Annotated in this window: 12 protein-coding genes; 5 read left to right on the top strand and 7 right to left on the bottom strand. The window is 65.7% G+C overall.

Features of this window, described 5'->3' with window-relative positions; all coding sequences use genetic code 11:
- Positions 1-111 precede the first annotated feature (111 nt).
- From TMS3_RS22710 to amn, 3 genes are all read left to right on the top strand, one after another.
- Entirely contained in the window at positions 112-753 is a 642-nt protein-coding gene (locus tag TMS3_RS22710; protein WP_025167597.1) for a TetR/AcrR family transcriptional regulator, read from the top strand.
- A complete protein-coding gene (locus TMS3_RS22705; RefSeq protein ID WP_025167596.1) occupies positions 750-2,399 on the top strand; it encodes an acyl-CoA dehydrogenase family protein in 1,650 nt (549 codons plus the stop codon). The genes TMS3_RS22710 and TMS3_RS22705 overlap by 4 nt, the downstream gene beginning before the upstream one ends.
- A 220-nt stretch (positions 2,400-2,619) precedes the next feature.
- Positions 2,620-4,092, top strand: coding sequence for an AMP nucleosidase (amn, locus tag TMS3_RS22700; protein ID WP_025167595.1), 1,473 nt, complete (start codon positions 2,620-2,622; stop codon positions 4,090-4,092).
- A 95-nt stretch (positions 4,093-4,187) separates the two neighbouring features.
- Here amn and ahr read toward each other — a convergent pair whose 3' ends face one another.
- Positions 4,188-5,222: an NADPH-dependent aldehyde reductase Ahr gene (ahr, locus tag TMS3_RS22695; RefSeq protein ID WP_025167594.1), complete on the bottom strand. Its 1,035-nt coding sequence runs from the start codon at positions 5,220-5,222 to the stop codon at positions 4,188-4,190.
- A 205-nt stretch (positions 5,223-5,427) separates the two neighbouring features.
- Between ahr and TMS3_RS22690 the strand changes: the two genes are divergently transcribed.
- Positions 5,428-5,994: a pseudouridine synthase gene (locus tag TMS3_RS22690; protein WP_200929753.1), complete on the top strand. Its 567-nt coding sequence runs from the start codon at positions 5,428-5,430 to the stop codon at positions 5,992-5,994.
- Positions 5,995-6,022: 28 nt separating this feature from the next.
- On the opposite strand, the gene TMS3_RS22685 is transcribed toward TMS3_RS22690, so the two are convergent.
- From TMS3_RS22685 to TMS3_RS22665, 5 genes are all read right to left on the bottom strand, one after another.
- Positions 6,023-6,226 (bottom strand): DUF2788 domain-containing protein, encoded by a 204-nt coding sequence (locus TMS3_RS22685; RefSeq protein ID WP_025167592.1) that lies wholly within the window; start codon positions 6,224-6,226, stop codon positions 6,023-6,025.
- A gap of 134 nt (positions 6,227-6,360) precedes the next feature.
- Positions 6,361-6,840, bottom strand: a complete 480-nt coding sequence (locus tag TMS3_RS22680) for an Lrp/AsnC family transcriptional regulator (protein WP_025167591.1) — start codon at positions 6,838-6,840, stop codon at positions 6,361-6,363.
- A 353-nt stretch (positions 6,841-7,193) separates the two neighbouring features.
- Positions 7,194-8,048: a cation diffusion facilitator family transporter gene (locus TMS3_RS22675; RefSeq protein ID WP_407691636.1), complete on the bottom strand. Its 855-nt coding sequence runs from the start codon at positions 8,046-8,048 to the stop codon at positions 7,194-7,196.
- Between the two features lie 26 nt (positions 8,049-8,074).
- Positions 8,075-8,581, bottom strand: a complete 507-nt coding sequence (locus tag TMS3_RS22670; protein WP_029866579.1) for a DinB family protein — start codon at positions 8,579-8,581, stop codon at positions 8,075-8,077.
- Complete coding sequence (locus TMS3_RS22665; RefSeq protein ID WP_025167588.1) at positions 8,582-9,001, bottom strand: hypothetical protein; 420 nt, start codon at positions 8,999-9,001, stop codon at positions 8,582-8,584. It abuts the gene before it with no gap.
- Between the two features lie 162 nt (positions 9,002-9,163).
- Between TMS3_RS22665 and hrpB the strand changes: the two genes are divergently transcribed.
- Positions 9,164-11,713: an ATP-dependent helicase HrpB gene (gene hrpB, locus TMS3_RS22660; protein WP_025167587.1), complete on the top strand. Its 2,550-nt coding sequence runs from the start codon at positions 9,164-9,166 to the stop codon at positions 11,711-11,713.
- Positions 11,714-11,737: 24 nt separating this feature from the next.
- Here the strand turns inward: hrpB and TMS3_RS22655 are convergent, their stop codons facing one another.
- Positions 11,738-12,484 carry a substrate-binding periplasmic protein gene (locus TMS3_RS22655; protein WP_025167586.1) on the bottom strand — a complete coding sequence of 249 codons (747 nt, stop codon included), beginning with the start codon at positions 12,482-12,484 and terminating at the stop codon, positions 11,738-11,740.
- Positions 12,485-12,597 lie beyond the last annotated feature (113 nt).

The raw sequence follows: 12,597 nt of genomic DNA, 5'->3' as shown, positions 1-12,597 counted from the left end.
GGTAGCGTGAATCCCCCTTGGCACTTTTAGCGGCTGTTCTGCCGTGAATCCCCCTGTCATCAAAGTCTGAATCCTGATTCACTGAAATCATTGTGAATCAGGATTCAGACTATGGCTTACCGTACCAGCGTATTGCGCCTCGACCGTGATCTGGCGTTACGTGAACGCATCCTTGCCTGCGCCTTGCAACGCGTCAGCGAGGGTGGCTTTGCTGCCTTGACCATGCAGGCGCTGGCCGAGGATGCCGGGATCGCCACCGGCAGCCTGTACCGGCACTTTCGCAGCAAGGGCGAACTGGCCGCCGAGGTGTTCGCCACCGCCAGTCAGGGCGAAGTGGATGCCCTGGCCCAAACCCTGCGTGGCCCGGGCAGCCCAGCCGCACGCCTGGCCGCCGGGCTGCAGCAGTTCGCCGCACGGGCCTGGCACAGTCGCCGGCTGGCCTTTGCCTTGATCGCCGAGCCGGTCGACCCAGAGGTCGACGAACAGCGTCTGCTGTATCGCGAGGCCTATGCCGAGTTGTTCGTTGAGCTGCTGGCGGAGGGCGTCGCCCTCGGCGTCTTCCGCGTGCAACAGCTCAATTTGATCGCCGCCTGCCTGGTCGGTGCGATTGCCGAATCCCTGGTCGGCCCGCTGTCGCCGCCCGCCCGAGCGGCGCGCGAAGCGGGACGCCAGAGCCTGGATCTGGCAGAAGTCAGCCAGAGCCTGATCACCTTTTGTCTGCGCGCCGTAGGCGCCGAGGAGCCTCAGTCATGAAAGCGCATCTGCTCGCCGAAACCCATGAAGTGTTCAATCAGGTGCCGCCGCTGGACGGCGCCAACCTGTATCGCGTCGATCTGCCATTGCAGGAGTGGACGCGGCGCTACCAAGGCGGCTGGGCAGAGGTGCGGATCGACGCCTATGGCGCCCTGGCAGGAGGCGAGCTGATGGCCGCCGGCTTTCTCGCCAACGAGAACAAGCCGGTGTTTCACAGTCATGATCGCTATGGTCATCGCATCGACCTGATCGAGTTCCATCCGGCCTATCACCAGCTGATGAGCGCGGCCATCGAGCATGGCATCCCCTCGATGCCCTGGACCGAGCCACGCGCCGGCGCGCACGTCGCTCGCGCCGCCATGAGTTATTTGCACAGCCAGGCCGAGGCCGGCAGCGGTTGTCCCTTGACCATGACCTTCGCCAGCGTACCGGCGCTCAAACTGCAGCCGGATATCGCCGAGCAGTGGCTGCCGAAGATCCTGTCGACCCAGTACGACCCGCGCAACCTGCCGTTCGAGCAGAAAAACGGGGCGACCATCGGCATGGCGATGACCGAGAAGCAGGGCGGCACCGACGTGCGCGCCAACACCACGCGCGCCTACCCGGTCGGTCAGGCTGGGCCAGGACAAGCCTATGAGCTGATCGGCCATAAGTGGTTCTGCTCGGCGCCGATGTGCGATGCCTTTCTCACCCTGGCCAACACCGATAAGGGCCTGAGCTGCTTCCTGCTGCCGCGCCATCGGCCGGACGGCAGCCGTAACGAGCTGTATATCCAGCGCCTGAAAAACAAGCTGGGCAACTGGTCGAATGCCTCCAGCGAGGTGGAATACCGTGGCGCCCTGGCCTGGATGATCGGCGAGGAAGGCCGCGGTGTGCCGACCATCATCGAGATGGTGGCGCTGACCCGCTTCGACTGCATGATCGGCTCCAGCGCCCTGATGCGTCAGGCGTTGACCCAGGCTGCGCATCACTGCGCCTATCGCCAGGTCGGCGGCCGGGTGCTCAATCAGCAACCGCTGATGCAGAACGTGCTGGCCGATCTGGCCCTGGAGAGCGAGGCCGCCCTGGCCCTGACCCTGCGCATGGGCAAGGCACTGGACCATCCGGCTGACGAACAGGAAAGCAAGTTCGCCCGCCTGGTCACCGCGGTGGGCAAGTACTGGATCTGCAAACGTGCCCCGGCGATGATCAACGAGGCCGCCGAGTGCATGGGCGGCGCCGGCTACGTCGAGGACAGCATTCTGCCGCGGTTGTACCGCGAGGCGCCGGTCAACTCGACCTGGGAAGGCTCCGGCAATGTGCAGTGCCTGGACGTGCTACGCGCCCTGTCCAAGGAGCCGGGGGTGCTCGACGCGTTGTTCAGTGAGCTGGGTGACGGCCACGGCGATGCGCGGCTCAAGACCCATATCCAGCACCTGCAGGCGGCGTTTCGTGACACCGGCGATATCCAGTACCGCGCCCGCCAGTTGACCGAAGACGTGGCGCTGGCGCTGCAAGCCACGCTGCTGTTGGAGGCGGGGAATGCGACGGTATCCGATGCCTTTATCGCCAGCCGCTTGGGCGCGGGCGGGCGGGTCTACGGCACCTTGCCGCGCGGTGTGGCGGCCGAGGCGCTGGTGGCGCGTAGTACGCCCCATTTGCTTTGAGCGCATGCACGAGGCGGCGAGCGTTTGCCTGCTGCCGTAGTGCGTATTCCACGCGAGTGGCGAGCGGCCTGAACAATCGCGCCGTGGGGCTGGACGACGACGGCTCAAGGCGCCACTGCTAGAGCGGCTCCAGGTGTCGTGGAAATGGGCACGCCGCGCTATGCCGGAGCGCGGCGATGCAGGCAAGATAGAGGCCTGTGCTCAGCCAGGGAGACGCACCATGACCTCTTATTCCGAAGACTTTATCGTCGCCCGCAGTGCCGAGGACGCCGTGGATCGTCTGGCCGTCCTCCATCAGCAAGCCACCAGTGCCCTGAGTCAGGCACTCAGGCATTACCTCAAGGAGCGAGTCAAGCCTGACGCCGCGCAACGTGCGCAGTTTCGTTACCCGGAGTTGCGCCTGATTTATCCGGGGCAGGGCGAGGTAGCGACCAGCGTGCGCGCCTACGCCAAGGTGCAGGTGCCGGGCACCTACAGCGTCACCGTGACCCACCCGGCGGCCTTTCGCAAATACCTGCTGGAACAATTGCGGCCGTTGATGAGCGACTTCACCGTGCAGGTGGAGGTCGGCATCAGTCAGCAGAATATTCCCTACCCCTATGTCGTCGAGCAGGGCGATGAACTGGCCGGTTCGGGAGTGACCGCCGCCGAGCTGGCGCGGGTATTCCCTAGCACCGACCTGTCGGCCGCCACCGACGGCATCGCCGATGGCTTGTATGACTGGGCCAACACCGATCCGCTGCCGCTGGCGCTGTTCGATGCGGCGCGGGTGGATTTCTCCCTGCGTCGCCTGGTGCACTACACCGGCAGCGACTGGCGACATGTGCAGCCGTGGATTCTGCTGACCAACTACCACCGCTATGTCGACCAGTTCATTCGTCATGGTCTGGACATGCTGGTCGGTGAGTCGCGCTTCGTGCGCATGGTGCTGCCGGGCAACGTTGTGATCGAACGCGGCATGGCCGAAGGCGAGATGCAGGCGATTATCGAGGGGGTGGTCTGGCACCGCTACCAGATGCCGGCGTATCACCTGCTCGCCAGTGACGGCGACGGCATTACCCTGGTCAATATTGGCGTCGGCCCGTCCAACGCGAAGAACATCACCGACCACCTGGCTGTGCTGCGTCCGCACTGCTGGCTGATGATCGGCCACTGCGGCGGCCTGCGCCAATCGCAGACCATCGGCGACTATGTGTTGGCTCACGCCTACATGCGTCGCGACGGCATTCTCGACCGGGTCCTGCCGCCGAATATTCCGCTACCGGCCCTGGCCGAAGTGCAAATGGCGCTGCAGGAGGCGGCTGCGCAAGTCACCGGCGAACGTGGCGATGCGCTGAAGCGGCGTTTGCGCACCGGCACGGTATTGACCTACGACGACCGCAACTGGGAGTTGCGCTGGGCCCAGGAGCGCCCCTTGATCAACCTGGCGCGTGCGGTGGCGGTGGACATGGAAAGCGGCACGGTCGCCGCCCAGGGTTATCGCCTGCGCGTGCCTTACGGCACCTTGCTGTGTGTATCGGACAAACCGCTGCACAGCGAGATCAAGCTGCCGGGCGCGGCCGGGGCCTTCTACGAGCGGGCGGTGACCCAACACCTGCATATCGGCATCGCCGCCCTCGACCTGCTGCGTGGTCAGCTCGACTCGCTGCATTCGCGCAAGCTGCGCAGCTTCGACGAGCCGCCGTTCCGCTAGATTTTCAATAGGCGATAAGCAAAAAGCCCAACGTATAAGCGTTGGGCTTTTTGCTTCAGACAGCGTGATGTGAGGCGTGGCCACTTAGGGATTAGCTACTTACTGGCGTCCAGTACCACCCGGTAGCGCGCCTTGCCGTCGCGCAGATGCTGGATGGCGTCGTTGACCCGGCTCATGGGGAAGTGTTCGACCTGCGGCAGAATCTGATGGCGGGCACAGAACTCGAGCATCTTGCTCATGCTCGCCGGAGAGCCGACCGGCGAGCCGGACAGGCTGCGCTGGCGTGGAATCAGGTTGAACACATGCACCGGGATGGCGCTTGGCACGATGCCGACGAAATGCAGGCGACCCTTGCCGCCCAGGGTGGCGATCAACGAGTTCCAGTCGAGGTCGGCGCTGGCGGTGACCAGCAGAAAATCCAGGCTGCCGGCCAGCGCCTTGAGTGCCGCGCTGTCGGTGGAGGCCACCACCTTGTGCGCACCGAGGCGCTTGGCTTCTTCCTGCTTGTTCAAGGAGGAGGTGAAGGCGGTGACCTCGCAGCCCCAGGCATTGAGGAAGCGCAGGGCCAGGTGGCCGAGGCCGCCGATGCCGACCACGCCGACCTTGTCGGTGGGCTTCACGTCGAACTCCAGCAGTGGGCTGAATACCGTCGAGCCGGCGCAGAACAATGGCCCGACCAGGCTCGGGTCGAGGTTGTCCGGCAGCGGGACGGCCCAGGCCCAATGCGCACGCAGACGGTCGGCGAAACCGCCGTTGCTGCCGACTATGGTCGGTTTCACCGTGCCGCACAGCTGGTGCGCGCCTTCCATGCACGAGTTGCAGTGCATGCAGCTGCCCTTGTACCAGCCAATGCCGACCCGCTGACCGAGCTTGAGCCCGCGCGCCTGTTCGCCGAGGCGCACGACGGTGCCGACCACCTCATGCCCGGGAATGAACGGGTAGCGGGCATTGCCCCACTCGTTGTCGATCATCGACTGGTCGGAGTGGCAGATGCCGCAGTACTCCACGGCGACTTCGACTTCTTCCGCGCCCAGCGGACCGGGCTTGAATTGAAAAGGCTCCAGTGCGGTGCCGGCGGCCTTGGCGGCCCAGCCGGTGAAGGTCTCGAGTACGGATTCGGAGGTGCTCATGCAGGTGTCCTCGGTGCGCGCGAAATAACCCCTGCAGCATAGTCGCCCCGCTGACCGTGTGGGCAGTCCCATAAGCGAGGGTGATAGTGGCAGGGCGGTCTCGGTTACACTGCCGCTCCCGTTTTCTGTTCCCGGACACCGCATGTCACGCCCGCCTCGCCCACTTGCCCCGCGCCGTACTGCCGCCAAGCCCGCACTGCACCGGGTGGCCAAGGCACCACCGAGCGAGCCGCGCCTGTTGCTGCTGAACAAGCCCTTCGATGTGCTGACCCAGTTCAACGACGAGCAGGGCCGCGCCACGCTCAAGGATTTTGTCGCGGTGCCCGGCGTCTATCCGGCCGGGCGCCTCGACCGCGACAGCGAGGGCTTGCTGCTGCTGACCAACGACGGCCGCCTGCAGGCGCGCATCGCCGACCCCAAGCACAAGCTGGCGAAAACCTATTGGGTGCAAGTCGAGGGCGAGCCGACCTCGGAGCAACTGCAACAGCTGCGCGAGGGCGTGCAGTTGAATGACGGGCCGACTCTGCCTGCCGAGGCACGGTTGCTGGATGAGCCGGCGCTGTGGCCGCGCAACCCGCCGGTGCGTTTTCGCAAAAGCGTGCCGACCGCCTGGCTGGAGCTGGTGATTCGCGAAGGGCGCAACCGCCAGGTGCGGCGCATGACCGCAGCGGTTGGCTTGCCGACCCTGCGCCTGGTGCGCGTGCGCATCGGGCCCTGGAGCCTGGAGGGCTTGCAGCCCGGCGAGTGGAAAGAGGTCGAGGCGCGCCTGTAGGTCAGTGCTGTGCTAGCCGCAAGGGCTGCTAAATACCTTCCATCCCGGCAATCACCACGGTCTTGATGATAAAGCCGAGTACGCCCAGCCCCAGGGCAAGAAACAGAATCATGGTGCCGAAGCGGCCGGCCTTGGATTTCTTCGCCAGATCCCAGACGATAAACGCCATGAACAGCACCAGGGCGCCGACCAGCGTGGTCATCATCAACTCTTCGAACACTTCCGGTTCCATCTCCACCTCATCAATTGACTGCTGGCTGCACCGTTCTGTGCCAGGCGCGTGACCCAGCGCTAGGGACTCAGCGCCGCGGGCAGCGCAAAAACGCCGGCGATTATACGTCAGCCCCCGGCGTTGTCAGTGACCGCTCAGCTGCGCAGGTGTTGCAGCGGCAGCTGGGTGCTGGAGAGGATTTGCTGGAGGACGAAGCTCGAACGCACGCTGGAGACCCCATCGATGCGGGTCAGGGTGCCGAGCAGCAGCTTCTGGTAGTGATCCATGTCCGGCACCACCACCTTGAGCTGATAGTCGGCGTCCATGCCGGTGACCAGGCTGCATTCGAGCACCTCGGGGCATTGGCGGATGGTTTCCTGAAAGTGCTCGAAGCGCTCCGGGGTGTGCCGGTCCATGCCGATCAGCACGTAGGCGGTGAGGCTCAGGCCGAGCATCTTGCGATCGAGCAGGGCCACCTGGCTGACGATATAGCCGTCGTCCTGCAATTGTTTGACCCGTCGCGAGCAGGGCGAGGGTGACAGGCCGATGCGCTCGGCCAGATCCTGGTTGGACAAGGTGGCGTCGCGCTGCAATTCGGCGAGGATGTTCAGGTCGTAGCGGTCAAGTTTGTTCATCTTTGCGCTGCCTTTGTTCTTTGCTTGCGGATAATGATGCTTGATGAGTTAAAAATTGCGCAAGTGATAGATTTTTCAGCAATGTTAGCAATCTTCTGTCGCGCCCGTGCACGTAAGCTTTACCTCAGTTTCACGGCCCGGACGACATGTCCAACCGGCTCGCCCAATCAGGTGAACGGAAGCCGCCGATCCTACCGGATCGTCACGGCACCCGGGTCCGCACTGCCCAACCAGGCAGGCGAAGAAAGCGGCGACAGCATTGCCAGCACAGGACACTGATCGAAAAGGGAGGCCGAGAGGCCTCCCTTTTTGCTGTCCGGGCTAAGCCGGATCGGCTTGCAGCGCCTGACCTATCAGTACTCGGTCGTTGCTATCGGGTCGGCGTGGACCAGCACCTCGGCGCGCGGAAACTCGGCGCGAATTGTCGCTTCCACCTGATCGCTCAGGGCGTGGGCCTGGAACAGGCTCAGCTCACCCGGCAACTCGATGTGCAGCTGGACGAACCAGCGGGTACCTGAAATCCGGGTGCGCAGGTCATGGGCGCCGAGCACGCCCGGCACGGCGCAGACCAGGTCAAGCATCTGCGTGCTGACCTCAGGCGACAGTTCCTGATCCATCAACACCGCCACCGCTTCGCGGACAATGCTGATGGCGCTCCAGAGGATATAGAAGGCGATGCCAATGCCGAACAGTGCATCGAGTTGCGGCCAACCGAAGCTGGCCAGCACCAGGGCCAGCAGAATGCTGCTGTTGAGCAGCAAGTCCGAACGGTAATGCAGCGAGTCGGCGCGGATCGCGGTGGAGCCGGTCAGGCGCACCACGTGGCGCTGGAACAGCAGCAGGGCGACGGTCAGCGCCAGCGACAGCAGCATCACCGCGATGCCCAGGTCGGGCGCACCGAGTGGCTGGGGGTGCAGCAGGCGCTCGACTCCGTGGCTGCCGACCAGTACCGCGCTGGCACCGATAAACAGCGCCTGGCCGAGGCCGGCCAGTGCTTCGGCCTTGCCATGGCCGTAGCGGTGATCCTCGTCCGCCGGGCGCAGGGCGTAGTGCACGGCGATCAGGTTGAGCAGTGACGCCGCGCCATCCAGCAGCGAGTCGGTGAGGCCGGCGAGCAGGCTGACCGAGCCGCTCAGCCACCAGGCGATGGCTTTGGCCAGCGACAGGCTCAGGGCCACCGCCAGCGCGGCGACCGTGGCCTGGCGCATCAGGCGGGCATGCTGCGCGGGAACGGTCACGTGGCGTCCGGCAGGTAGTACAGATAGTCCAACGCCGGCGCGGCTTGGCCCATCGCGGTCAGTGCGGCACTGATCTGGCCGCGATGATGGCTGCCGTGGTTGACCAGATGCAGCACCAGGTCGGCGATGGGTTTTGCTTGCGCCTCGCCACGCATGTTGCGGTAGGCCAGCGGCTGCAGCAGTTCGGCGTCGTCATAGGCGTGCAGCTGCTCGAGCCAGGCCTGCACGCCGTGCTGCAGGTAATCGGCCAGCGCGCTGCGTTCGGTAGCCGCCTCGGCGTCCAGGCTGGCAAAGGGCTGCGGCTGCGCGCGCAGGCGCGCGAGCCAGATGCGGTCGGCGACGGCCAGGTGGTTGAGGGTGCCGTGGATGCTGCCGAAGTACAGCCCGCAGGGCGCGCGGTACTCGGCCTCATCCAGGGCCTGCAACCCTTGCAGGAGGCGTTGGTACGCCCAGCCGTGGTAGCTCAGCAGGCGCTCCAGGTGGCTGGCGAGCAGGCGTTGCATTCAGGCCGCCGGTCGCAGGCCGTAGGCCGCCAGTTGTTCGGCGCTGCCGCGGTGCTGGATCAGACGTGGGTCATCCAGTGGCAGGTTGTGGCCGGTGTGCTGTTCGATCAGCGCTTTCAATTTGGCGTTGTCGACCTTGCCGTCGGCATCCACGGCGTTTTTCAGGGTCTGTGGGTCGACTTGGGCGTTGTAGCCGTTAGGCAGGTAGATGGCGCCGGTGGCGAAGTCGACGCCGAAGGCGATCAGGCCGGGGATGACGTAGAACAGGATGCCGATGGCGTCCAACGCCACCACTACCGGGTCTACCCGGCCTTCGATCTGGCCGCGACGGTCGGGGAAGAACAGCGTGCCGCACGCGGTCAGCTGGGTGAACAGGGTGACGGTGAGAACACCGCCGATAACGCGAGATTGCATGCGCATTGAACACCTCCTAATGAAAAGTGGCGCAACTATAGCAAGGCTCCTGGGGCAAAACTGCGGCGTTTTGTGCTCCCGCGAATGGCTTCGCTGGCCGGCATGAGTAAGACCCACAAAGCAGGCTAGCCGTTCGCCGTTATAATCGCCTGCCGGATTGGAGTGCCCATGAATTCCCTGCCCATTGATGCCCTGTTACCCGCATTGCGCGAGGCCTTGCTCAATCGCCACGAAGCGGTGCTGGAAGCGCCACCCGGTGCCGGTAAGACCACCCGCGTGCCCTTGGCCTTGCTCGATCAGCCCTGGTTGGCCGGGCAGCGCATCATCATGCTCGAACCACGTCGTTTGGCCGCCCGCGCCGCGGCCGAGCGCCTGGCCAGCGAGCTGGGCGAAAAAGTCGGGGAAACCGTCGGCTACCGCATTCGCCTGGACAGCAAGGTCGGCCCCAACACCCGCATCGAGGTGGTTACCGAGGGCATTCTCGCCCGGCGCTTGCAGGACGATCCGGCGTTGGAGGGCGTCGGCCTGGTGATCTTCGACGAGTTCCATGAGCGCAGCCTGGACGCCGACCTGGCCCTGGCGCTGTGCCTGAATGGCCGCGCGCTATTTCGTCAAGGAGCGGGGCGCGGCGAGGACAGCGGCGAGCCTGCGCTGAAGGTGCTGCTGATGTCGGCGACCCTGGAAGGCGAGAAGCTGGCGGCGTTGCTCGGCGACGCGCCGGTGCTGCGCAGCGAGGGCCGCATGTTTGCGGTGGATATGCGCTGGGGCGCGCCGTGGCAGAGCGGTGAGTGGGTCGAGCCCAAGGTGGTGCAGGCGGTCTTGCAGGCCCTGGCCGATGAGCCGGGCAGCCTGCTGGTGTTTCTGCCGGGACAGGCGGAGATTCGCCGGGTCAACGAGCAGTTGGCCGAGGCCCTGAGCGGACGTAGTGAGATTCGCCTGTGCCCGCTGCATGGCGAGCTGGACCTGAATGCCCAGCGCGCGGCCATCGAACCGGCACCGGCGGGCATGCGCAAGGTGGTGCTGGCGACCAATATCGCCGAAACCAGCCTGACCATCGACGGCGTGCGAGTGGTGGTGGACGCCGGTCTGGCGCGGGTGCCGCGCTTCGATCCGGGCAGCGGCATGACCCGTCTGGACACCCAGCGCATTGCTCGCGCCAGCGCCACTCAGCGTGCCGGGCGTGCCGGGCGACTCGAACCCGGGGTCTGTTACCGGCTGTGGTCGCAGGCGCAGCACGAGCAACTGGCGGCCTATGCCGCTGCGGAAATTCTCCAGGCCGACCTGGCGGGGTTGGCCTTGCAGCTGGCGCGCTGGGGCGTGGCGCCGGATGAACTGGCCTGGCTCGATCCACCGCCGGCCGCGGCCTATGCCCAGGCCCAGGACCTACTGACGCGCCTCGGGGCGCTGGATGCGCGCGGCGTACTGACCGCCCATGGCCAGGCCATGGCCGAATTGCCAGCCCATCCGCGAATTGCCCATCTGCTGCTGCGCGGCCAGGCCTTGGGCCTCGGCGCGCTGGCCTGCGACTTGGCCGCGCTGCTCGGCGAACGGGACCTCCTGCGCGGCGCCGGCGCCGACCTGCACAGTCGCCTGACTTTGCTCAGCGGCGCCGGCAAGGCCGCGCGCGGGGCTCAAGGCGGGGTGCAGCGGGCCCGGCAACTGGCCCGGCAATTTCAGGGGCTGCTCGGGCGTCGCGCGCCGGTCACGCCGGTGGCCGACCCCGAACATCCGCGCTGGCTCGGCGCCTTGCTGGCGTTCGCCTACCCGGATCGGGTGGCCCAGCAGCGCCGCGCCGGCGGCGCCGAATACCGTCTGGCCAACGGCCGCGCGGCGATGTTCGGCGAAGTCGATGGGCTGATGAAGCATGAGTGGCTGGTGGTCGCCGATCTGGGCAGCCGTCAGGGTCAGCGCGAGGAACGCATCTACCAGGCCGCCGAGCTTGAGCCGCAATTGTTCGAATCGGTGCTGAGTGAGCAGGTCAGTGAATTGCAGCTGCTCGACTGGGACGAGCGCGAAGGTGTGCTGCGTGCCGAGCGCCAGCGCAAGGTCGGTGAACTGGTGTTGAGCCGCGAGCCACTGGCCAGGCTGGACGAGGCGCAGCGCAGTCGCGCCTTGCTCGGCCTGGTCCGGCGCAAGGGCCTGGAGCTGCTGCCCTGGACTCCTGAGCGACGCCAGTGGCAGGCGCGGGTGCTGCTGCTGCGCCATCTGGAACTGACCGAGAAAGGCCACAGCGAATGGCCGGATGTCAGCGATGCGGCGTTGCTGGCCAGTCTGGAAGAGTGGCTGCAACCTTATCTGGCACCGGTCACCCGCCTCAGTCACTTCGCCAATCTGGACCTGTCCAGCCTGCTGCAGAATCTGCTGCCCTGGCCGCTGCCACAGCGCCTGGACGAACTGGCGCCGCGCACCCTGGCGGTGCCGTCCGGGTCGCGCATCGGCCTGGATTACAGCGAGCAGCCGCCAGTGCTGGCGGTGCGCTTGCAGGAGCTGTTCGGCCTGGCCGAGACGCCGCGCATCGCCGGTGGTCGGCAAGTGGTCAAGCTGCACCTGTTATCGCCGGCGCGGCGCCCGGTGCAGGTGACCCAGGACCTGGGCAACTTCTGGCGCAGCACCTACGCCGAGGTGAAGAAGGATCTGAAGGGGCGCTACCCCAAGCACTACTGGCCGGACGACCCGTTGATCGCCGAGCCCACGGCGCGGGCCAAACCGAGAAAGTAAGGCGCTGCAGCTAGCCCGTCTGACTCAAGGCAGGCGTAAGTCTTCACCGGCCTCCTGCAACTCCTGATAGGCGCGGTCCAGCGCATCGCGCAGGGCCTCGGCGCCGGGCGTGTGGCGCGAGACTATCAGTTTCAGCGGCACCCGCTGCAGAACCACGAAGGGCAGTTCGGCCATGCCCAAACGCCGCCGTGCCTGTTCCACCGGGGTCTGATAGTCGAGCAGGTAATCGCCGCGACGGCGCTGGAGCATCTCCAGCGCGGCAGTGTGGCTGCCGGTACGGTGCTGCTGGATCGCCAGGGCAGGGTCGTTGAGCAGTGCGTTGGTTGGCTGCCAGTAAGTGTAGCCACTGATCAGGATCAGCCCGCGCCCCTGCAGGTCCTCGGGGATGCGCGGGAGCAGGGTGTCGCGCCGGAAGTACAGGTTGAGGATGATCTCGCCGATTTGCGTGCGGGTCTCCAGGGTGTCCGCGGCCAGTTCCGGCTTGCCGGGTGCGCCGGGCCAGAGCTGTACGCTGCCGTTTTGCAGGCCGCTGTAGACCCGGGCTCCCGGGTAGGAGCGGAACTGGGCCTGGTAGCCGGCGTGTTGTAACAGGCGTTCGGTCAACTGCAGGATCGCGCCTTGTGGCCGGCCTTGGCGGTCGCTGTAGGAATAGGGGGGGAATTCATAAAAGCCGACCTGGATCAGCGGGAGTGATCCGTTGGCGACGGTTTGAGCATGGCTGGTAGCGCAGCCAAGCGCGGCAACCAGCGCTAGGCAGAGACGTATTGGCATCGAACAGGGCCGCGGCTCATGGCCGTCTTGTAGTTATAAAGATGTCACCAGGCAGAGCATGGCGAAGTGCCACGGGCTTTGTCCAGCCCCGCCTGTACCGACGTCTCCCTCAA

Source organism: Pseudomonas taeanensis MS-3, assembly GCF_000498575.2.
In the GTDB taxonomy this organism is placed as follows: domain Bacteria; phylum Pseudomonadota; class Gammaproteobacteria; order Pseudomonadales; family Pseudomonadaceae; genus Aquipseudomonas; species Aquipseudomonas taeanensis.
Note: the sequence above shows the minus strand (reverse complement) of the source record. Positions and strands in the feature narration are given on the sequence as shown.

Bases quoted from the DNA above. Each gene is read 5' to 3' on its own strand.
- TMS3_RS22665 (WP_025167588.1), bottom strand. From the start codon at position 9,001: ATGCGCATGCAATCTCGCGTTATCGGCGGTGTTCTCACCGTCACCCTG.
- TMS3_RS22655 (WP_025167586.1), bottom strand. From the start codon at position 12,484: ATGCCAATACGTCTCTGCCTAGCGCTGGTTGCCGCGCTTGGCTGCGCT.
- TMS3_RS22675 (WP_407691636.1), bottom strand. From the start codon at position 8,048: ATGCGCCAGGCCACGGTCGCCGCGCTGGCGGTGGCCCTGAGCCTGTCG.
- hrpB (WP_025167587.1), top strand. From the start codon at position 9,164: ATGAATTCCCTGCCCATTGATGCCCTGTTACCCGCATTGCGCGAGGCC.
- TMS3_RS22670 (WP_029866579.1), bottom strand. From the start codon at position 8,581: ATGCAACGCCTGCTCGCCAGCCACCTGGAGCGCCTGCTGAGCTACCAC.
- TMS3_RS22710 (WP_025167597.1), top strand. From the start codon at position 112: ATGGCTTACCGTACCAGCGTATTGCGCCTCGACCGTGATCTGGCGTTA.
- TMS3_RS22705 (WP_025167596.1), top strand. From the start codon at position 750: ATGAAAGCGCATCTGCTCGCCGAAACCCATGAAGTGTTCAATCAGGTG.
- TMS3_RS22685 (WP_025167592.1), bottom strand. From the start codon at position 6,226: ATGGAACCGGAAGTGTTCGAAGAGTTGATGATGACCACGCTGGTCGGC.
- ahr (WP_025167594.1), bottom strand. From the start codon at position 5,222: ATGAGCACCTCCGAATCCGTACTCGAGACCTTCACCGGCTGGGCCGCC.
- amn (WP_025167595.1), top strand. From the start codon at position 2,620: ATGACCTCTTATTCCGAAGACTTTATCGTCGCCCGCAGTGCCGAGGAC.
- TMS3_RS22680 (WP_025167591.1), bottom strand. From the start codon at position 6,840: ATGAACAAACTTGACCGCTACGACCTGAACATCCTCGCCGAATTGCAG.